Origin of the sequence: Tateyamaria sp. ANG-S1 (assembly GCF_000814025.1) — a bacterium.
Taxonomy (GTDB): domain Bacteria; phylum Pseudomonadota; class Alphaproteobacteria; order Rhodobacterales; family Rhodobacteraceae; genus Tateyamaria.
The window spans coordinates 91,998-110,486 of the sequence record NZ_JWLL01000006.1; the positions used below are offsets into that span (position 1 = coordinate 91,998).

18 protein-coding genes are annotated in these 18,489 nt (G+C 62.8%); 16 read left to right on the forward strand and 2 right to left on the reverse strand.

The features are described 5' to 3' along the window. Positions 1-66: 66 nt before the first annotated feature. The 16 genes from ftsW (at position 67) to RA29_RS11765 (ending at position 16,259) form a co-directional block, all read left to right on the forward strand. Positions 67-1,230, forward strand: a complete 1,164-nt coding sequence (gene ftsW, locus RA29_RS11690; RefSeq protein ID WP_039686206.1) for a putative lipid II flippase FtsW — start codon at positions 67-69, stop codon at positions 1,228-1,230. After that, entirely contained in the window at positions 1,227-2,330 is a 1,104-nt protein-coding gene (locus tag RA29_RS11695; RefSeq protein ID WP_039686208.1) for a UDP-N-acetylglucosamine--N-acetylmuramyl-(pentapeptide) pyrophosphoryl-undecaprenol N-acetylglucosamine transferase, read from the forward strand. The genes ftsW and RA29_RS11695 overlap by 4 nt, the downstream gene beginning before the upstream one ends. Next, on the forward strand, positions 2,327-3,733 hold the full coding sequence (murC, locus tag RA29_RS11700; protein ID WP_039686209.1) for a UDP-N-acetylmuramate--L-alanine ligase: 1,407 nt from the start codon (positions 2,327-2,329) through the stop codon (positions 3,731-3,733). Before RA29_RS11695 ends, murC begins: the two co-directional genes overlap by 4 nt. Then, positions 3,730-3,960 (forward strand): hypothetical protein, encoded by a 231-nt coding sequence (locus tag RA29_RS11705; protein WP_039686211.1) that lies wholly within the window; start codon positions 3,730-3,732, stop codon positions 3,958-3,960. Before murC ends, RA29_RS11705 begins: the two co-directional genes overlap by 4 nt. Beyond that, complete coding sequence (locus tag RA29_RS11710) at positions 3,960-4,220, forward strand: DUF2484 family protein (RefSeq protein WP_193743523.1); 261 nt, start codon at positions 3,960-3,962, stop codon at positions 4,218-4,220. Before RA29_RS11705 ends, RA29_RS11710 begins: the two co-directional genes overlap by 1 nt. Continuing rightward, positions 4,217-4,465, forward strand: coding sequence for a DUF2484 family protein (locus RA29_RS11715; RefSeq protein ID WP_039686215.1), 249 nt, complete (start codon positions 4,217-4,219; stop codon positions 4,463-4,465). The genes RA29_RS11710 and RA29_RS11715 overlap by 4 nt, the downstream gene beginning before the upstream one ends. Next, a complete protein-coding gene (locus RA29_RS11720) occupies positions 4,462-4,734 on the forward strand; it encodes a hypothetical protein (RefSeq protein WP_152612999.1) in 273 nt (90 codons plus the stop codon). The genes RA29_RS11715 and RA29_RS11720 overlap by 4 nt, the downstream gene beginning before the upstream one ends. Positions 4,735-4,766: 32 nt before the next feature. Beyond that, the gene (gene murB, locus RA29_RS11725) at positions 4,767-5,690 is read left to right on the forward strand and encodes a UDP-N-acetylmuramate dehydrogenase (RefSeq protein WP_039687705.1); all 924 of its coding nucleotides are present in this window, start codon (positions 4,767-4,769) and stop codon (positions 5,688-5,690) included. Between the two features lie 76 nt (positions 5,691-5,766). After that, positions 5,767-6,687, forward strand: coding sequence for a D-alanine--D-alanine ligase (locus RA29_RS11730; protein ID WP_039686218.1), 921 nt, complete (start codon positions 5,767-5,769; stop codon positions 6,685-6,687). A gap of 38 nt (positions 6,688-6,725) precedes the next feature. Next, positions 6,726-7,547: a cell division protein FtsQ/DivIB gene (locus RA29_RS11735; RefSeq protein WP_082029558.1), complete on the forward strand. Its 822-nt coding sequence runs from the start codon at positions 6,726-6,728 to the stop codon at positions 7,545-7,547. Further along, positions 7,547-8,881 (forward strand): cell division protein FtsA, encoded by a 1,335-nt coding sequence (gene ftsA, locus RA29_RS11740; RefSeq protein ID WP_193743524.1) that lies wholly within the window; start codon positions 7,547-7,549, stop codon positions 8,879-8,881. The genes RA29_RS11735 and ftsA overlap by 1 nt, the downstream gene beginning before the upstream one ends. A 174-nt stretch (positions 8,882-9,055) precedes the next feature. Continuing rightward, the gene (ftsZ, locus tag RA29_RS11745) at positions 9,056-10,687 is read left to right on the forward strand and encodes a cell division protein FtsZ (RefSeq protein WP_039686222.1); all 1,632 of its coding nucleotides are present in this window, start codon (positions 9,056-9,058) and stop codon (positions 10,685-10,687) included. A 197-nt stretch (positions 10,688-10,884) separates the two neighbouring features. Further along, positions 10,885-11,808 (forward strand): UDP-3-O-acyl-N-acetylglucosamine deacetylase, encoded by a 924-nt coding sequence (gene lpxC / locus RA29_RS11750; RefSeq protein ID WP_039686224.1) that lies wholly within the window; start codon positions 10,885-10,887, stop codon positions 11,806-11,808. A gap of 107 nt (positions 11,809-11,915) precedes the next feature. Continuing rightward, positions 11,916-12,785: an outer membrane protein assembly factor BamD gene (locus RA29_RS11755; RefSeq protein ID WP_039686226.1), complete on the forward strand. Its 870-nt coding sequence runs from the start codon at positions 11,916-11,918 to the stop codon at positions 12,783-12,785. A 40-nt stretch (positions 12,786-12,825) separates the two neighbouring features. Then, entirely contained in the window at positions 12,826-14,475 is a 1,650-nt protein-coding gene (gene recN / locus RA29_RS11760) for a DNA repair protein RecN (protein WP_039686228.1), read from the forward strand. A gap of 95 nt (positions 14,476-14,570) precedes the next feature. Continuing rightward, complete coding sequence (locus RA29_RS11765) at positions 14,571-16,259, forward strand: chloride channel protein (RefSeq protein ID WP_039686230.1); 1,689 nt, start codon at positions 14,571-14,573, stop codon at positions 16,257-16,259. Here RA29_RS11765 and RA29_RS11770 read toward each other — a convergent pair. Both RA29_RS11770 and RA29_RS11775 read right to left on the reverse strand, forming a co-directional pair. After that, positions 16,256-16,600, reverse strand: coding sequence for a DUF427 domain-containing protein (locus RA29_RS11770; RefSeq protein WP_039686231.1), 345 nt, complete (start codon positions 16,598-16,600; stop codon positions 16,256-16,258). The two genes, RA29_RS11765 and RA29_RS11770, sit on opposite strands and share 4 nt — an antisense overlap. 76 nt (positions 16,601-16,676) lie before the next feature. Beyond that, positions 16,677-18,467: an aminopeptidase P family protein gene (locus RA29_RS11775; RefSeq protein WP_039686233.1), complete on the reverse strand. Its 1,791-nt coding sequence runs from the start codon at positions 18,465-18,467 to the stop codon at positions 16,677-16,679. Positions 18,468-18,489 lie beyond the last annotated feature (22 nt).

Consider the following 18,489-nt stretch of genomic DNA (forward strand, 5'->3'; position numbering starts at 1 on the left):
TTGGCGCTAACGCACGCGGGACCAACCCGCGGCGTGAGGCAGAGACAGGCAGCAAGGCGGCAGATCATGACTGAAATGGTCTATGGCGCGGTCCCGGTGCGGGACGGCGAACCCATTCTTCCTAAGTGGTGGCGCACGGTCGACAAATGGTCGTTGAGTTGTGTGCTGTTCCTCTTTGCCATTGGCCTGCTTCTGGGGCTCGCGGCGTCGGTGCCGCTGGCGGAGAAGAACGGATTTCCCCCCTTTCACTATGTGACCCGGCAGGCGCTGTTTGGCGTGCTGGCGCTGATGGTGATGATTGTCACGTCGATGATGTCGCCGGTTGTGGTGCGGCGTTTGGCTGTGCTGGGGTTCCTTGTGTCCTTTGTCGCGCTTGCGATGCTGCCTTTCTTTGGCACCGACTTCGGTAAGGGTGCTGTGCGGTGGTATTCGCTTGGCTTTGCCGCGATCCAGCCGTCTGAGTTTTTGAAACCCGGTTTTGTTGTCGCTGCCGCGTGGATGCTGGCGGCGAGCCAGGATTTGAACGGGCCGCCGGGGCGGACGTGGTCCTTTGCCTTGTGCATCTCCATCGTGCTGATGCTGGCGCTGCAGCCTGACTTTGGCCAAGCCTGCCTGGTCCTGTTTGGCTGGGGTGTGATGTATTTCGTGGCCGGTGCGCCGATGATCCTGCTTGTCGGCATGGCGGGGCTGGTCGTGTTTGGCGGCACGATTGCCTATTCCAATTCCGAGCACTTTGCCCGCAGGATTGACGGATTCCTGAGCCCAGATGTCGATCCGCGTACGCAGTTGGGCTATGCCACCAACGCCATCCAAGAGGGTGGTCTGTTCGGCGTCGGCGTGGGCGAGGGGCAGGTGAAATGGTCGCTGCCCGATGCGCATACGGACTTCATCATTGCCGTGGCGGCAGAGGAATATGGCCTAATCCTCGTTCTGTGCATCATCGCGCTCTATACCGGGATCGTTGTGCGGTCGTTGATGCGCCTGATGCGGGAGCGTGATCCGTTCATTCGGCTGGCGGGCACGGGGCTTGCCTGCATGTTTGGCGTGCAGGCCATGATCAACATGGGTGTGGCTGTACGCTTGCTGCCTGCCAAGGGCATGACCTTGCCCTTTGTCAGCTATGGCGGGTCGTCGGTGATTGCCTCCGGCATTGCCGTGGGCATGCTCCTGGCCTTTACCCGGAGCCGTCCGCAGGGCGAGATTTCTGATCTTTTGGGGCGTCGCCGATGACGAAACAGCCGCTTCTCCTTATGGCCGCAGGTGGGTCTGGTGGACACATGTTCCCGGCCCAGGCGCTGGCCGAGGCGATGCTGGCGCGCGGTTGGCGGGTGAAGCTGAGTACGGATGCGCGCGGTGCGCGGTATACCGAGGGTTTTCCCCATACGACCGAGATTGAGCAAGTGTCGTCCGCCACTTTCGCGCGCGGTGGGCCGCTGGCCAAAGCGGCGGTGCCGTTCCGCATTGCGGCGGGGATTGCCGGGGCGAAGATCAAGATGTTGCGGGATCGACCTGCGGCCGTTGTGGGCTTCGGTGGCTATCCCACCATTCCGGCGCTGGCGGCGGCGACCATCCTGCGTGTGCCGCGCATGATCCATGAGCAGAATGGTGTGCTGGGGCGCGTGAACCAGCTGTTTGCCAAGCGCGTTGATGTGGTGGCCTGTGGCACGTGGCCCACGGAACTGCCCGAAGGTGTCGAGGGCACCTATGTCGGCAATCCTGTGCGCGGGTCCGTGTTGGAACGGGCAGGGGCGGGCTATATCGCGCCCGGTGACTACCCGATGGAGATTTTGGTGATCGGCGGCAGCCAGGGTGCGCGCATCCTGTCCGATGTGATCCCGCCCGCCATTGCCAGCCTGTCGATGGAGCGCCTGCGCAACCTGCGCGTGAGCCATCAGGCGCGCGGCGAGGATGAGGAGCGTGTGCGCACCTTCTATGCCGAGAACGGGATCAACGCCGATGTGCAGCCGTTCTTTCACGATGTGCCGCGGCGGATGACCGAGTCGCAGTTGATCATCTCGCGCTCTGGGGCGTCGTCGGTTGCGGACATCTCGATCATCGGGCGTCCGTCGATCCTTGTGCCGCTTGCGTCGGCCATTCGCGATGAGCAGACGGCCAATGCGCGGGGGCTTGTCGATGCGGGGGCGGCGATCCTGATCCCCGAAAGCCAGTTGAGCGTCGAGAACGTGGCCGAACAGATCAATGCGGTGCTGGACAATCCCGACGGCGCGTTGCAAATGGCCAACTCCGCGCTGACCGTTGCCAAGCCGGATGCCACCGAACAACTTGTCTACTTGGTCGAGACCCTCAGCCAGAAAGGGAATGCCCAATGAATGCCGCCACCAAACTGCCCGGAGACGTGGGTCCCATTCATTTCGTCGGCATCGGCGGGATTGGCATGTCGGGCATTGCCGAGGTGCTGTTGAACCATGGGTATGTGGTGCAGGGGTCTGACCTGAAGCGCACGGCGATAACCGAGCGGTTGGAAGAGTTGGGTGCGCGGGTTTTCGTGGGCCAGAATGCGAAGAACATTGAAGAGGCGGAGGTTGTCGTGATCTCTTCCGCGATCAAGCCGGGCAATGCGGAGCTGGACGCCGCGCGGGCGCGCGGCCTGCCCATCGTGCGGCGGGCCGAGATGCTGGCGGAACTTATGCGGTTGCGGTCGAACATTGCCGTGGCGGGCACGCATGGGAAGACGACGACCACCACCATGGTTGCGGCCCTGCTGGATGAGGGCAAGTTTGATCCGACTGTGGTGAATGGCGGGATCATCCACGCCTATGGCTCGAATGCGCGCAAGGGTGATGGCGAGTGGATGGTGGTGGAGGCCGACGAGAGCGACGGCACTTTCAACCGCTTGCCCGCGACCATTGCCATCGTGACCAATATCGACCCCGAGCATATGGAGCATTGGGGGACGGAAGAGGCGCTGCACAAGGGCTTTTACGAGTTTGTGTCAAACATTCCGTTCTACGGGTTGGCGGTGTGCTGCACCGATGATCCGGATGTGCAGAGCCTTGTCGGCAAGATCACGGACCGTCGTGTCGTGACCTATGGCTTCAATGCGCAGGCCGATGTGCGGGCGATGAACCTGACCTATGAGAATGGCGTGGCCCATTTTGATATCGCTTTGCAGGCCGAGGATCAGGTGATTGAGGGCTGCAGCCTGCCGATGCCTGGGGATCACAACGTGTCGAACGCGCTGAGCGCGGTGGCTGTGGCCCGGCATCTGGGCATGAAGGGCGATGAGATCCGCAGTGCTTTGGCGAAGTTCGGGGGCGTTAACCGTCGGTTTACCCGGGTGGGCGAGGTTGAGGGCATCACGATCATCGACGATTACGGCCACCACCCAACCGAGATTGCCGCCGTGCTGAAAGCTGCACGCCAAGCCACGACGGGCCGCGTCATCGCGGTTCATCAGCCGCATCGCTATACGCGGCTGCATCACCATTTCGAGGAGTTCTGCTCCTGCTTCAATGATGCGGATGTCGTGGGGATTGGTGATGTGTTTGCTGCCGGTGAGGACCCCATTGAGGGCGCGAGCCGCGACGATCTGGTGGCTGGGTTGATCCGTCATGGGCACCGTCACGCGCGTGCCGTGGTGGATGAGAACGATCTGGAGCGGCTGGTGCGCGAGCAGGCGCGGTCGGGTGATATGGTTGTGTGTCTGGGCGCCGGGTCGATCAGTGCCTGGGCCAACGGGTTGCCCGCGCGGTTGCACAAGGGTGCTGCGTGACCACCGTCGCCATCATATTCGTGCTGTTGATGCTGCCGATTGGCATCCTGCTGCGTATGCGTAACTTGGTGAAAGTGTTGGGCGTGCTTGTCATTCTGTGCGTTGTTCTCAGCCTCTATCACCTGTTTGCCGGTGGGCCGGGCTCGCCTTTGTTCTTTGCTGGACCTGCGGCGCTTGCCCTGATGCTTGGCTGGACCGTTGGCGGGCGGATCGGGGGGCGCGGGTGATGCTCTTGTGGGTGTGTATCGGCTGGGTTCTGGCCGCGACATGTGTCGCGATGCTGCCGATGCGGCGGCAATATGTGCCGGGTGTTGCTTTGCTCATTGCGGCACCCGTCCTGATCGTGTGGATCAGTGTGGCTGTGGCCTGGTGGGCGGGTTTGCTGGCCCTTGCCGCGTTCGTGTCGATGTTCCGCAATCCGCTCCGCTATTTCTGGGCCAAGGCCCGTGGTCAAAATCCTCAACTTCCGCCGGAGTTGCGTTCATGAGTATGTCGTTGATCCTTGCCTGCCTGTGGGCCGTTGTTGCGAATGTGCTGGCGATGATGCCGAGCCGGGACAATCATTGGACCAATGCCTATGGCCTGATCACGGTGGGCATTCCGATCATCGGATATGTCACCTGGCAGCACGGGCCGTGGGTTGGAATTGCGGTGATGGTCGCGGGCATGAGCATTCTGCGCTGGCCTGTCATCTATCTGAGCCGCTGGATCAAGGGGAGGCTGATCCGATGACGATGTATGTCATTTCATTTGCAGCGCTGGGGCTGGGCATTGCCACGGGTTGGAGCATGGCGTCACGCTTTATGCTGCGGCGCATGGTTGGCGTGTTCCTATTGCTGGTGGCCGCTGTTGTGTGGGTGGGCATGTCGCCGGACAGCTTGCCCGGCGATGGGTTTGCTGTGGTGGTTGCGACATATCTCGTGGGCTTGCCCATGGCGGCTGGCATGGTTGGTGGTGCGATCATGTCGTGGTTGTTCCGCAGGAGCCGCGCCGCATCTTGACCTTGGTGGCCCGCAGCGGCATTGCGAGCGCCATGACCTATGACCTTCCGCCTGTGCGCGGCACTCTGACACCGAACAAGGACTTGTCCGGCCTGACGTGGCTGCGTGTGGGCGGGCCCGCGGATTGGCTGTTCCAGCCCGCCGATGTCGAGGATCTGAGCGATTTTCTGGCGGCACTTGATCCGTCGGTGCAGGTCTTTCCCATGGGTGTGGGCAGCAACCTGATCGTGCGTGACGGTGGGCTGCGCGCAGTTGTGATCCGGCTGGGGCGCGGCTTTAACGGGATTGAGGTGGGCGAGGACACGGTGACGGTTGGTGCAGCGGCGCTGGATGCCCATGTGGCGCGCAAGGCGGCGGATGCGGGGATCGACCTGACCTTTCTGCGCACGATCCCCGGTGCCATCGGCGGTGCTGTGCGGATGAATGCTGGGTGCTATGGCAGCTATACGGCGGACGTGTTCGTCGAGGCGCAGGCGGTGCTGCGGGATGGCACCGTGACGACGCTGCACGCCGACGACCTGAACTTTCAATACCGACAGAGTGATTTGCCCGAAGGCGCTGTGCTGACCCATGTGACGCTGCGCGGCCCGATGGGAGAGCCGGACGCGCTCCATGCGCGCATGGAAGATCAACTGGCAAAGCGCGACGCGACACAGCCGACCAAGGACCGCAGCGCCGGGTCGACCTTTCGCAATCCGGCGGGCTTTTCCTCGACCGGGCGGGACGATGATGTCCATGATCTGAAGGCCTGGAAGGTCATCGAGGACGCGGGCATGCGCGGCGCGCGACGGGGCGGGGCACAGATGAGCGAGAAGCACTCGAACTTCCTGATCAACACCGGGCAGGCAACCGCCGCCGATCTCGAAGGATTGGGCGAGGACGTGCGAAAAAAGGTTTACGATTCCAGCGGCGTCACGCTAGAATGGGAAATTATGCGCATCGGTGATCCGGCATAGGATCGCAGGCGCACGGCAGGCCGAAAATCGGCGAAAAATCGAGGGTCCGCAAAAGGACCCCGGGACTTAGAGGCACATGGCGGGGCAGTCGAGCAGACGTTCCAAAGTGGCGGTGTTATTGGGTGGCCCCTCGGCTGAGCGCGAGGTGTCGTTGTCAACAGGACAGGCCTGTGCAGCCGCGCTGAGGGACATGGGTTATGAAGTGGTCGAGGTCGATGCAGGCCCCGACCTTGCTTCGGTTTTGCAGGACATTGCGCCCGATGCTGTTCTGAACTGCCTGCATGGCCGTTGGGGCGAGGATGGCTGTGTGCAGGGCATCCTTGAATGGCTGGGCATTCCCTATTCGCACTCGGGTGTTCTGGCCTCCGCCCTTGCCATGGACAAGCAGCGCAGCAAGGACGTGTATCGCACGGTTGGTCTGCCGGTGGTGGACAGCGTGATTTGTCCCAAGGCCGATGTGATGGCCGACCATGTGATGGCGCCGCCCTATGTCGTCAAACCCAATAACGAAGGGTCGAGCGTGGGTGTCTACCTCGTCCAAGATGGCGCGAACGGTCCACCGAAGCTGGACGACCAGATGCCCGATCATGTGATGGTCGAGGCGTTCGCCCATGGGCGGGAATTGACCACGACCGTGATGGGGGATCGTGCCCTTGGCGTGACCGACATCATCACGGACGGCTGGTATGATTACGATGCCAAGTACAAGCCCGGCGGGTCGCGGCACGAAATCCCGGCCAATGTGCCAAAGGAGATTTCCGACCTCTGCCTTGAATATGCGCTACGCGCCCATGAGGCGCTTGGGTGCCGTGGCGTGAGCCGGACGGATTTTCGTTGGGATGAGAGCAAGGGCGCTGCGGGCCTGATCCTGCTGGAGACCAACACCCAACCCGGCATGACGCCCACTTCGCTGACGCCGGAGCAGGCGCAGGCGGCTGGCATGAGTTTTGGTGAGCTCTGCGCATGGATGGTGGAGGATGCCTCGTGCAACAGGTGAAGCGCCCCGATCCCGCCCCGTCGCGCTGGTCCTGGCGCATGCAGCGCCTGATGCTGACGCCGGGTGTGCGGCTGCTTTTGCGGGCGGGCATTCCCTTTGCCGTGTGCTTTGGCGGCGCAAGCTGGTGGCTGTCGAACCCCGACACGCAGGCCGCCATTCAGGCCACCGTGGCCGAGGCGCGTGCCAGCATCGAAGAACGGCCGGAGTTCCGGGTGAACCTGATGGCCATCGACGGGGCCGACACCGAACTGGCAGAGGCGATCCGCGTTGCCGTTCCGCTGGATTTCCCGTTGTCCTCCTTTGACATCGATCCTGCTGCCATCCGCGACACTGTTCTGCAAATGCCGCCGGTCCGAGAAGCGTCCGTGCGCATCCGTCCGGGTGGCATTCTGCAGGTCGACATCACGCCCCGTGTGCCCGTTGCCATCTGGCGCAGGCCCGAGGGGCTGACCCTGATTGACGCCAGTGGCGCGCATGTCCGCCCGATCCCGCGCCGCAACGCGCGCCCCGATCTGCCCGTGATCGCAGGGGAGGGGGCCGCAGCGCATGTGGGCGAGGCGATGCAACTGATCGCCGCCGGTGCGCCGCTGGGCAACCGTTTGCGCGGCCTGGTCCGTTTGGGCGATCGCCGCTGGGACCTGGTGCTGGACCGCAACCAGCGCATCATGCTGCCCACCGAAGGGGCCGTTCAGGCGCTGGAGCGTGTGATCGCCCTTGATGAAGTGGACGAGGTTCTGAAGCGCGATGTTGAGCGCATCGACCTGCGTCTGACCGACCGCCCCACCGTGCGCATGACAGATTACTCCACCGAAGAATGGTGGCGCATCCGACAATTGAATTCCGGGACCGAAAGACAGTGATGACCGACCTTTACGCCAGCCAACGCAGCATGCGGAACATGCGCAAGATCGCGATGCAGCGGGGTGTGGTTGCTATTCTGGACGTGGGCAGTTCCAAGATCGCCTGCCTGGTTCTGCGCTTTGACGGAAGCACCAAGCTGGGCGATGAGGGCGAGATAGGCTCGCTCGCCGGGCAGTCCGGGTTTCGGGTCATTGGGGCGGCCACAACACGGTCGCGCGGGGTCCGCTTTGGCGAGATCAGCGCCATGCAGGAGACCGAGCGCGCCATTCGCACTGCCTTGCAAGCCGCGCAGAAGATGGCGGGTATTCGGGTGGACCACGTGATTGCCTGCTTTGCCGGGGCCGAGCCGCGCAGCTACGGGCTGGACGCGCGCCTTGATCTGGATGGCGAGGTCGTGACCGAGCAGGACGTGGCCCGTGTGCTGTCGCGCTGTGACGTGCCGGACTACGGTGCCGGTCGCGAGGTGCTGCATGCGCAGCCGGTGAACTTTGCCCTCGACCACCGTTCGGGCCTGTCGGACCCGCGCGGGCAGATGGGCAATGAGCTGGCCGTGGACCTGCACATGCTCACCGTGGACGCGCAGGCGGTTCAGCATCTGGCGCACTGTATCAAGCGCTGTGATCTGGAGCTGGCGGGCATTGCTTCGTCCGCCTATGCGTCGGGTATCTCGGCTTTGGTTGAGGATGAGCAGGAGTTGGGGGCCGCTTGTATTGACCTCGGCGGCGGGTCTACGGGCGTGTCGATCTTTATCAAGAAGCACATGATCTATGGCGATGCGGTGCGTATGGGTGGCGATCACGTCACCAGCGACATCTCAATGGGTCTGCAGGTGCCGATGAGCAACGCCGAGCGGATCAAGACGTTCTATGGCGGTGTCCATGCCACCGGGATGGATGATCGCGAGATGATCGAGATTGGTGGTGACACCGGCGACTATGAACACGATCGGCGCACGGCATCGCGCGCGGAATTGATCGGCATCATGCGCCCCCGTGTGGAAGAGATCCTTGAGGAAGTACGCGCCCGTCTGGATGCGGCGGGTTTTGATCACCTGCCGAGCCAGCAGATCGTGCTGACGGGCGGGGGCAGCCAGATCCCAGGCCTTGATGGGCTGGCGTCCAAGATCCTTGGCCAGCAGGTGCGTCTGGGCCGTCCCCTGCGCGTGCATGGCTTGCCGCAGGCGGCGACGGGGCCGGGTTTTGCCTCTGCCGTTGGCCTCGCGCTGTTTGCTGCGCATCCGCAGGATGAGTGGTGGGATTTCGACATCCCGGCCGACCGCTACCCGGCACGCAGCCTGCGCCGCGCGGTCAAATGGTTCCGCGACAACTGGTAGTAGCGACATCTGGTGTCGATGCGGACATCCGGTAAAAAATAGCGAGAATTCGCCCATATTTTGCGGTGTTTTTGCGATTTAAGGGTGACGTTTGAACCTTGAATCGCTACGGTTGTGAAAATTTAGGCACAAAAACACCCGCGAATGCGGCAACCACACAGGCGGACCTGACCTATGACCCTGAACCTTTCCATGCCCGGACATGACGAGTTGAAACCGCGTATCACCGTCTTTGGTGTCGGTGGTGCGGGGGGCAACGCCGTCAATAACATGATTGAAAAACAACTGGATGGCGTCGATTTCGTCGTTGCCAACACGGATGCGCAAGCGCTGCAACAGTCCGCCGCGACGAACCGGGTCCAGTTGGGTATCAAAGTGACCGAAGGTCTTGGCGCCGGGGCACGTGCCAGTGTGGGTGCCGCTGCCGCCGAAGAATCAATCGAACAGATCGTGGACCACCTTGCCGGAGCGCACATGTGCTTCATCACCGCCGGTATGGGCGGCGGCACAGGTACAGGCGCTGCGCCGATTATCGCGCAAGCCGCGCGGGAGTTGGGCGTTCTGACTGTCGGTGTTGTCACCAAGCCCTTCCAGTTCGAAGGCGCCAAGCGGATGCGTCAGGCCGAAGACGGTGTCGACAGTCTGCAGAAGATGGTCGATACGCTGATCATCATCCCGAACCAGAACCTGTTCCGCCTTGCCAATGAAAAGACGACCTTTACCGAGGCGTTCTCGATGGCTGACGACGTGCTGTATCAGGGCGTCAAAGGCGTGACCGACCTGATGGTCCGTCCGGGTCTCATCAACCTTGATTTTGCGGACGTGCGTGCCGTGATGGATGAGATGGGCAAAGCCATGATGGGCACGGGTGAGGCTGATGGTGAAGACCGCGCCATTCAGGCCGCCGAAAAGGCCATTGCCAACCCGCTGCTGGATGAGATTTCGCTGCGCGGCGCGAAGGGTGTGCTGATCAACATCACCGGCGCGCACGACCTGACCCTGTTCGAACTGGACGAGGCCGCCAACCGCATCCGCGAGGAAGTGGATCCGGATGCCAACATCATCGTGGGCTCCACCCTCGATACCGCTATGGAAGGTATGATGCGTGTGAGCGTTGTGGCCACCGGCATCGATGCAACGGACGTGCAGACCGAAATTCCGGTGCCGCGCCGGTCCATGGCGGCCCCGCTGCCGCAGACCACCGCAACCGAAGCGCCGGCCCCTGCGCCGGAGCCTATGCCCGAACCTGCCGCAGCGCCCATTGCGGCTGCGGCTGAAGAACCGTCGCTGTTCCAGGACTTCGAAGCCCCGGCAGCGCAGGACGCGCCGCAATACAACTACGTCGAAGAGGCGGCACCCGCCGCAGATGACGACCTGCCGCCCCCGGCATACCAGCCGCAAGTGGCCGCGTTTGAGCCCAAGCCCGATCCGGAAATTACCCCTGCGGAAGAGTTTGTTGCCCCCCGTGCACCTGCGCCCGGCACACCATCGCCCGAGGCGCTGGCCCGTCTGCGCGCGGCCACGCAAAAGGCTGCACCTGCGGCGGCGCAGCAGCAACAACCGGCACCAGGTGCTTCGGCAGCGGCAGCGGACAAGCCACGGTTTGGGATCAACTCACTGATCAACCGTATGACAGGCACGAATGAGGGCGCCGCAGGTGCTGAACGTTCTGCACGCCAGCAGCCGCCGGTTCAGGCCCGTGGGGCCGCGCCAGCCCCCGCACCGGCCCCACGTCCGGCAGAGGCGGCCGACCCTGATCAGGAACGGATTGAAATCCCGGCCTTCCTGCGGCGTCAGGCGAACTGATTTTCGCTCACAAACAGGTCAAGAGGTCGCTGCAAAGCGGCCTCTTTTCTTTTTTAGAAACAGGCACTTACAGGCCGTCGGGCACGTTGCTGCGCATCTGTTACCTCCATGTTTCAGACCGTTGCAAAGAGTGAGTTGTGTGTTGCCCCCCGCACCCTTAGCTGTGAATGCGTCGAGTATTGATATGGGTGGGGCCCGTGCAGACAACAGTTAAAGGACCTGTAGTGTTCACCGGATGCGGACTGCATTCCGGTAAAGCTGCGCGTCTTACGATCCGTCCCGCCATGGCAGAGCATGGTATCTGGTTTCGCCGCACAGACATCAACGACCGCGATGCGTTGGTCCCAGCGCGCTACGATGCGGTGCACCAATCCCCGCTGTGCACCACGTTGGTCAATGACGCAGGCGTATCCGTAGGGACGGTCGAACACATCATGGCGGCCATTGCAGGCTGCGGTGTGCACAACGCCCTGATCGAGATTGACGGACCCGAAGTGCCGATTGTTGACGGCTCTGCGTTGCCATTCGTGCGCGGCATCATGCAGCGCGGTCTGCGCCGCTTGCCCGCCCGTGTGCGCGCGCTGGAAGTGCTGAAGACCGTCGCAGTTACCCAAGGTGATGCGAGTGCCAGCATCGCACCAGCCAAAGAGATGCGCATCGATTTCCACATCGACTTTTCCGACACGGCCATTGGCCGCCAGTCGAAGTCGCTGAATATGGCGAATGGCAGCTTTGCCCGCGAGTTGAGCGACAGCCGCACCTTCTGCCGTCAGGACGACGTCAAGAACATGCAGGCCAATGGCCTTGCCTTGGGTGGTGCGCCCGGCGTGAACGCGGTTGTCTTTGACGGTGATCGCGTATCGAGCCCCGGTGGCCTGCGCCATTCTGACGAACCTGTGCGCCACAAGATGCTGGACGCTTTGGGCGATCTGGCGCTGGCGGGTGCACCACTGATCGGTCACTACACCGGTGTCCGCGCGGGTCACACGCTGACCAACCAATTGCTGCGTGAACTCTTTGCCACACCGGATGCCGTCCGCATGGTCACATGCGATCCAGAGATGACCGCGCGGCTGCCCGGCGCCGGTCTTGTCTGGGACGAAATTCCAGAAGTCGCCTGAACGGCGCCTGACCGGTAAATCGTCATTTCACCCTGTGAAAACTTTGTGCTAGAGACGGGCAAACAGCCTGAAACGGGCGGTGTTGAGCATCTTGGGGGTGGCAAGGGATGATCCGCGGAAATTCCATCGCGCGTCTTGCAGCAGTGATGACCGTAACGGCTGTTTTGGCAGCCTGCGGCGGCGGCGACGGGCGCCCGACCACCGGTGGCTTTTTCAACCGGCAGGAAGTGCCGCTTGAGAATTTCTCGGCCGAACAGATCTTTGAGCGCGGTGAATTCGAACTGGAGCAGGGCGACCTGACCGATGCCGCCTTCTACTTTGGCGAGATTGAGCGGCTTTATCCCTATTCCGATTGGGCGCGCCGCGCGCTGATCATGCAGGCCTTTGCCTACCATCGGGACAAGGATTATCCCAACAGCCGTTCGTCCGCACAGCGGTTCATTGACTTCTATCCCGATGATGACGATGCGGCCTATGCCCAGTATCTGCTGGCCCTTAGCTACTATGATCAGATTGACGAGGTGGGGCGCGATCAGGGCCTGACCTTCCAGGCGCTGCAATCGCTGCGCGAGGTGATCGAGCGTTATCCCGACAGCGAATATGCCAGGTCTTCGATCCTGAAATTCGACCTCGCCTTTGACCATCTGGCGGGCAAAGAGATGGAGATCGGGCGTTTCTATCTGCGTCGCGACAACTTTGCTGCTGCCATCAACCGGTTCCGTGTGGTGGTTGAGGATTTCCAGACCACAACGCACACGCCTGAGGCGCTGCACCGTTTGGTCGAATCCTACCTGTCGCTTGGTCTGACGGATGAGGCGCAGACGGCTGGCGCCATTCTGGGGTATAACTACCAGTCGACGGAGTGGTATCAGGACAGCTTCAACCTGCTGACCGGGCAGGGGCTTGAGCCCAACCCGCGTGGCAACAACTGGCTGTCCGAGATCTATCGTCAGATGATCAAGGGTCGGTGGCTCTGATCAACGGGCGCGGTGCGCCGCGCGTGACCGGGGTCTGCTGATGTTGCGCGGGTTGGACATATCCGACATGCTGATCATCGACCGGCTGGAACTGCAGTTCCAGCCTGGCCTCAACGTGCTGACCGGTGAGACGGGCGCGGGCAAGTCGATCCTTCTGGACAGTCTGGGCTTTGTGCTGGGGTGGCGCGGCCGTGCTGATCTGGTGCGGCAGGGGGCTGCGCAGGGCGAGGTGACGGCGTGGTTTGATCTGGCCGACGGACACCCGGCGCGCGCGGTGCTTGAAGAGGCGGGTCTGCCCGTGGACGACGAGTTGATCCTGCGCCGTGTGAACACCGCAGACGGGCGCAAGACGGCTTGGGTCAACGACCGCCGCTGTTCGGGTGAAGTGTTGCGGGCGCTGTCCGACACCCTGATCGAACTGCATGGCCAGCATGATGACCGGGGCCTGTTGAACCCGCGTGGGCATCGCGCGATCCTTGATGACTTTGCCGGACTGGACGCTGCGCGGGACAAGACGCGCAAGGCGTGGCGGGCTGTTGGGCATGCGAAAAAGGCGCTGGAGGCGGCGGAGGCGGCCATGGCCGCCATTCGCGAGGAAGAGGATTTTCTGCGTCATGCCGTGGCCGAGTTGGACGCCCTTGATCCGCAGCCGGGCGAGGAAGCGGAACTGGATACCAAACGCCGTCTGATGCAAGGCGCTGAGCGCATTCGCGAGGACGTGCAGCGCGCCCATCAGGTTCTTGGCCACGATGGGGCCGAGGGCGCGGTGAGCGATGCGATCCGTTGGCTGGACGGCGTCGCTGACAGTGCAGAGGGCCAGCTTGACGCGCCGCTGGCGGCGCTTTCGCGGGCCATGGTCGAGTTGGACGAGGCGACCGACGGCATCGTTGCGGCGCTCGAAACCCTGACATTCAACCCGTCTGAGCTGGAAGACACCGAGGAGCGGCTGTTCGCCATGCGCGGGCTGGCCCGTAAGCATGATGTGATTCCGGACGAATTGGCGCGCTTTGCGGGCGACCTGCGGACCAAGCTGTCGGCGTTGGACGCGGGCGATGCCGACCTTGGCCGCTTGCGATCCGAGTTGGACGCCGCGCAATCCGCTTATGATGCAGCAGCGGACAAGCTGGGTGCGGCCCGCCGCAAGTCGGCCAAGGCGCTCGACAAGGCCGTGATGGCAGAGCTTGCCCCGCTCAAGATGGAACGGGCCGTGTTCGAGACCCAGATCACCGATGAAGAGCCGGGGCCGGAGGGGCGTGATGCTGTCGCCTTTACCGTTGCGACGAACCCCGGCGCACCTGCCGGACCGCTGAACAAGATCGCGTCTGGTGGCGAACTCAGCCGGTTTCTGCTGGCGCTGAAAGTGTGCCTCACGCGGGAGCAATCGGGCCTGACCATGATCTTTGACGAGATCGACCGGGGCGTGGGCGGTGCCACAGCCGATGCGGTGGGGCGGCGCCTGAGCCAGATCGCCGAAACGGGGCAGGTTCTGGTTGTGACCCACTCGCCGCAGGTGGCGGCGCTGGGTGCGCATCATTGGCGCGTGGAAAAGAAGGTGGCCAAGGGTATGACCACCTCGCAAGTCGTACCGCTTGCCGCGCCCGAGCGGGTGGACGAGATCGCGCGTATGCTCGCCGGTGACACCATCACAGACGAGGCGCGGGGGGCCGCCCGCGCGCTTCTGAGCGGTTAGGGCCACAATCGCGATGCTGTGACACCGCGGGGGCTTTCGCAGCTGCGGCATTCGGCGTAACGCTTGGACAGCCACAGTTCTTGCAGCCCGGTCCCATGTCCGCCCCCGACCGATCCATTCTGTCCCAGCAACTCGACCTTGCCGTCACTGCTTGCAAGGGCGGCTGGCACGTGCTGCGGCATCGGGGGCCGAACCAGTTGCAATTCTGGTTCATCGCTCTTGCTATTGGTATTGCCGCAGGTTTCGCAGCGCTGTTCTTCCGCAAGGGGATTGAGGCTTTGCAGGCCTATCTCTACGGCACTGAAGACGTGCAATACCTGCACACCTTCGCGTCATCCCTGCCATGGTACTGGATCCTGGTGATCCCTATCGCGGGGGGGCTGGTGACTGGTCTGATCCTGCACAATTTCACCAAGGATGGTGTGGCCCGCAGTGTGGCAGACGTGATCGAAGGCGCGGCCCTGCGCGACGGGCGCGTCAGCACGCGGGCCGGGGTCGCCTCGGCCTTCGCCAGTTTTATCACCCTGTCGACGGGCGGCTCCACGGGGCGGGAGGGTCCAGTGGTGCACATGGCGGCCGTCATTTCGACCAAGGTGTGCCGTTGGATCAAGGCGGATGGGGTCACGGGCCGCGACCTGTTGGGCTGTGCTGTGGCCGCTGCCGTCTCGGCCAGCTTCAACGCGCCCATTGCCGGGGCGCTCTTTGCCCTTGAAGTCGTGCTGCGCCACTTCGCTGTCCATGCCTTTGCCCCCATTGTTATCGCCAGCGTGGCTGGCACGGTGATCAACCGCCTTGAATTTGGCGATGTGACCGAGTTCATGGCGCCCGACACCAACGAGTTGGTGTTCTATCAGGAACTGCCTGCCTTCCTGCTGCTTGGCTTGCTCTGTGGTTTGGTTGCCGTTGTGCTGATGCGCGCAATTTTCTGGACGGATGATATGGGCACCGCGTTTCAATCTCGCACAGGTTTGCCCCGCTGGCTGCGCCCGGCTGTCGCTGGTGCGCTGCTGGGTGGCATGGCGATCTTCTATCCGCACATCATTGGCGTCGGTTATGAAACCACCTCACTCGCCTTGACGGGGCAATTGGCGCTGAACGAGGTGGTGGTGTTCATCATTATGAAGACCGCCGCCGTGGCGATCACAATGGCGGGGCGCATGGGCGGCGGGGTGTTTTCGCCGTCGCTGATGATCGGGGCGCTGACCGGTCTGGGGTTTGGCCTCGTGGCAACAGGCATCTTCCCCGATGTGTCCGGGTCAGTGACGCTTTATGCGCTGGCCGGGATGGGGGCGGTGGCTGCTGCTGTGCTGGGCGCGCCGATTTCGACCACTCTCATTGTCTTTGAATTGACCGGCGACTGGCAGACGGGGCTGGCCGTGATGGTGGCTGTGTCGATGTCCACAGCGCTGTCCTCACGTCTTGTCGATCGCTCCTTCTTTCTCACTCAGCTGGAGCGGCGTGGCGTCCACCTTGCCGCCGGGCCGCAAGCCTATCTGCTGGCGATGTTCCGCGTGGGGTCGGTCATGCGCAAACAGGACGACGCCCGTGCTGCGGACGAGGCGCGCTGTTGGGAGATGATCGGTGAGGGGATCTATGTAGACCAAAACGCCACGCTTGAGGCCGCCATGCCGATTTTTGACCGGACCATGGTGCGGTTCATTCCGGTGGTGACGCTGACGGGTGAGAATGCCGCGCCCGAGCTACAGGGCGCGCTGTTCCATGTGGATGCGTTGAAAGCCTATAACCGTGCGCTGGCCGCCACTGCGGCCGAGGAGCATAGCTAGATTTCTTCGACCGTGACGCCGTTGTTTGTGTAGAAGGCCAGGTGGTCCTTGATCCGTGCGACACCGTCCAGCGGTGCCTCATAGGTCCAGACGGCGTTGGCCAGTGTCTGAGACTTTGTCACCACGGAATAGTAGTTTGCATCGCCCTTGTGCGGGCAATGGGTGGTCTTGTCGGTGCGGTCGAGAAAGGCCATCGCGATGTCGTCGCGCGGGAAGTAGATGACCGAAGGGTAGTCGCCTTCGCTCAGCTCAAGTGCTGCGCTGCTTTCGCCCAGTACGGCCCCACCTGCGCGCACTGTCCATGTGCCGGGTGCCTTGCGGATCGTGATGTGATCAGCCATGCCTGAGCCTCCTTCTCATTGCATTTCCGTCGTGATGAAGCGCCGGTGTAACAGAGAAATGACACCCGGGCCAGTGTTAGAGCGGGGCGCAGGCTTGCAGTAGCCACGTGCGCGCCTCATCCGACACGCGCGGGCCGATTTTCTCAAGCGTTTCAGCGTGGTAGGCGTTGAGCCACGCACGCGATGGCGCATCCAGAATGTCCACGACAATCAGGCGTTGGTCGATGGGGGCAAAGGTGAGTGTGCGCCACGACAGCATCTCGCGATGGGCGTCACCGCCGGGCGGGCATTCAGCCTGTTCCACGACAATCAGGTTCTCGATCCGGATGCCGAAGCCGCCCTCGCGGTAGTAGCCTGGCTCATTCGACAGGATCATGCCCGGCTGGAACGGCACAGTGCTCACGCGGCTCAGCCTTTGCGGTCCCTCGTGCACCGACAGATAGGCGCCCACACCGTGGCCCAGTCCGTGGTCAAAGTCTTGGTGCGCATACCAGAGCGGTGCGCGGCCAATGGCTTCGATGTCGCGCCCGCCGAGCCCTTTGGGCCAGATCAGGCGTGACATGCTGATCATACCCATCAGCACGCGGGTAAAGGCGGCACGCGCCTCGTCCGGCGGCGTGCCGATGGCGATCGTGCGAGTGATGTCGGTGGTACCGTCCAGATACTGACCACCGCTGTCCAGAACGATCAGTTGCCCGTCGTCTAGCGTGCTGTCGGTTTCCTCGGTCACGCGGTAGTGCATGATAGCGCCGTTGGGGCCGGTGCCCGCAATGGTCTCGAAGCTAATGTCCTGCAGTGCGTTGTCACGGCGGCGGTATTGCTCGAGTTGCGTGACCACTTGCGTTTCGCGCAGGCTCCCGGGGGCTTGCGCATCGAGCCATGCCAGCAGTTCCACCAACGCTGCGCCATCGCGCAGATGCGCCTCGGCGCTGCCTGCAATCTCAGCTTCGTTCTTGCAGGCCTTGGGCAGCGCGCACGGGTCGTCGCCCCATTGCATGCGATCCCCGATGGCATCGGCGACAATCACCGGGACTGAAGACTTTTCGAGACGCACGGGCCCTTCAAGTTCAGCAAGCGTGCCAAGAAAGGCGTCGGGCGCATGGCACGTCACATCGCCGCCCAGATGATCGCGCACCTCGACCAGCTTGGCCGTGTCCATGAACAGGTCAACCGCGCCCGAGGCATGCAGGATGGCAAAGCCTTGCGCAATCGGATTGCGCGGAATGTCGGAACCGCGGATGTTCAACAGCCAACACAGGCTGTCGGGCAGAGTGATCACGGCCGAAGCCGCCCCGGCCTCGGTCAAGCCCTTCGCCAAACGTGCGCGCTTGTCTTCGTGGCTTTCGCCGGCGAATTCCAATGGATGGACCTTGGCCATCTCGGCGGCTGGCCCCGGTTGATCGTCCCAGATGCGGTCCACGAGGTTCTCGCATTGCACCAGCGCGATCCCGATGCCCTTCAATCCGTCCTCGGCCTGTGCAATCTGGCCGGGCGTGTGCAGCCAGGGATCAAAGCCGACCTTGCCGCCGTCGGGCAACTGCTCTTTCAGCCAGTCAGACAGCGATGTCTCGGGCCATGGCACGGGCGTGTAGTCTTTGGCCACCTGCGCCTTCACCTGTGTCCGATACCGACCATCAATGAACACCCCGGCCACGTCCCGCAAAGCCGCGCAGAACCCGGCAGATCCGGTAAACCCGGTCAACCACGCCAACCGCTCATCGCGGGCCGAGACATACTCACCCTGATGCGCATCCGCACGCGGGACGAGGAACCCATCCAGCCCGTCGGCTTCCAACTCAGCGCGCAACGCCTTCAATCGCGGTGGACCTTGTTCCGGACGTGCTGTGACCTCAAAGCTCTGGAACATGATCCACCTTCATCTTGCCAAA

Excerpts from the sequence above, each read along its gene's own strand:
- RA29_RS11775 (WP_039686233.1), bottom strand. The coding sequence starts at position 18,467 with ATGTTCCAGAGCTTTGAGGTCACAGCACGTCCGGAACAAGGTCCACCG.
- murB (WP_039687705.1), top strand. The coding sequence starts at position 4,767 with ATGACCTATGACCTTCCGCCTGTGCGCGGCACTCTGACACCGAACAAG.
- RA29_RS11770 (WP_039686231.1), bottom strand. The coding sequence starts at position 16,600 with ATGGCTGATCACATCACGATCCGCAAGGCACCCGGCACATGGACAGTG.
- ftsA (WP_193743524.1), top strand. The coding sequence starts at position 7,547 with ATGACCGACCTTTACGCCAGCCAACGCAGCATGCGGAACATGCGCAAG.
- RA29_RS11735 (WP_082029558.1), top strand. The coding sequence starts at position 6,726 with ATGCAGCGCCTGATGCTGACGCCGGGTGTGCGGCTGCTTTTGCGGGCG.
- RA29_RS11715 (WP_039686215.1), top strand. The coding sequence starts at position 4,217 with ATGAGTATGTCGTTGATCCTTGCCTGCCTGTGGGCCGTTGTTGCGAAT.
- recN (WP_039686228.1), top strand. The coding sequence starts at position 12,826 with ATGTTGCGCGGGTTGGACATATCCGACATGCTGATCATCGACCGGCTG.
- RA29_RS11730 (WP_039686218.1), top strand. The coding sequence starts at position 5,767 with ATGGCGGGGCAGTCGAGCAGACGTTCCAAAGTGGCGGTGTTATTGGGT.
- RA29_RS11710 (WP_193743523.1), top strand. The coding sequence starts at position 3,960 with ATGCTCTTGTGGGTGTGTATCGGCTGGGTTCTGGCCGCGACATGTGTC.
- RA29_RS11765 (WP_039686230.1), top strand. The coding sequence starts at position 14,571 with ATGTCCGCCCCCGACCGATCCATTCTGTCCCAGCAACTCGACCTTGCC.
- RA29_RS11720 (WP_152612999.1), top strand. The coding sequence starts at position 4,462 with ATGACGATGTATGTCATTTCATTTGCAGCGCTGGGGCTGGGCATTGCC.
- murC (WP_039686209.1), top strand. The coding sequence starts at position 2,327 with ATGAATGCCGCCACCAAACTGCCCGGAGACGTGGGTCCCATTCATTTC.
- RA29_RS11755 (WP_039686226.1), top strand. The coding sequence starts at position 11,916 with ATGATCCGCGGAAATTCCATCGCGCGTCTTGCAGCAGTGATGACCGTA.
- ftsZ (WP_039686222.1), top strand. The coding sequence starts at position 9,056 with ATGACCCTGAACCTTTCCATGCCCGGACATGACGAGTTGAAACCGCGT.
- ftsW (WP_039686206.1), top strand. The coding sequence starts at position 67 with ATGACTGAAATGGTCTATGGCGCGGTCCCGGTGCGGGACGGCGAACCC.
- RA29_RS11695 (WP_039686208.1), top strand. The coding sequence starts at position 1,227 with ATGACGAAACAGCCGCTTCTCCTTATGGCCGCAGGTGGGTCTGGTGGA.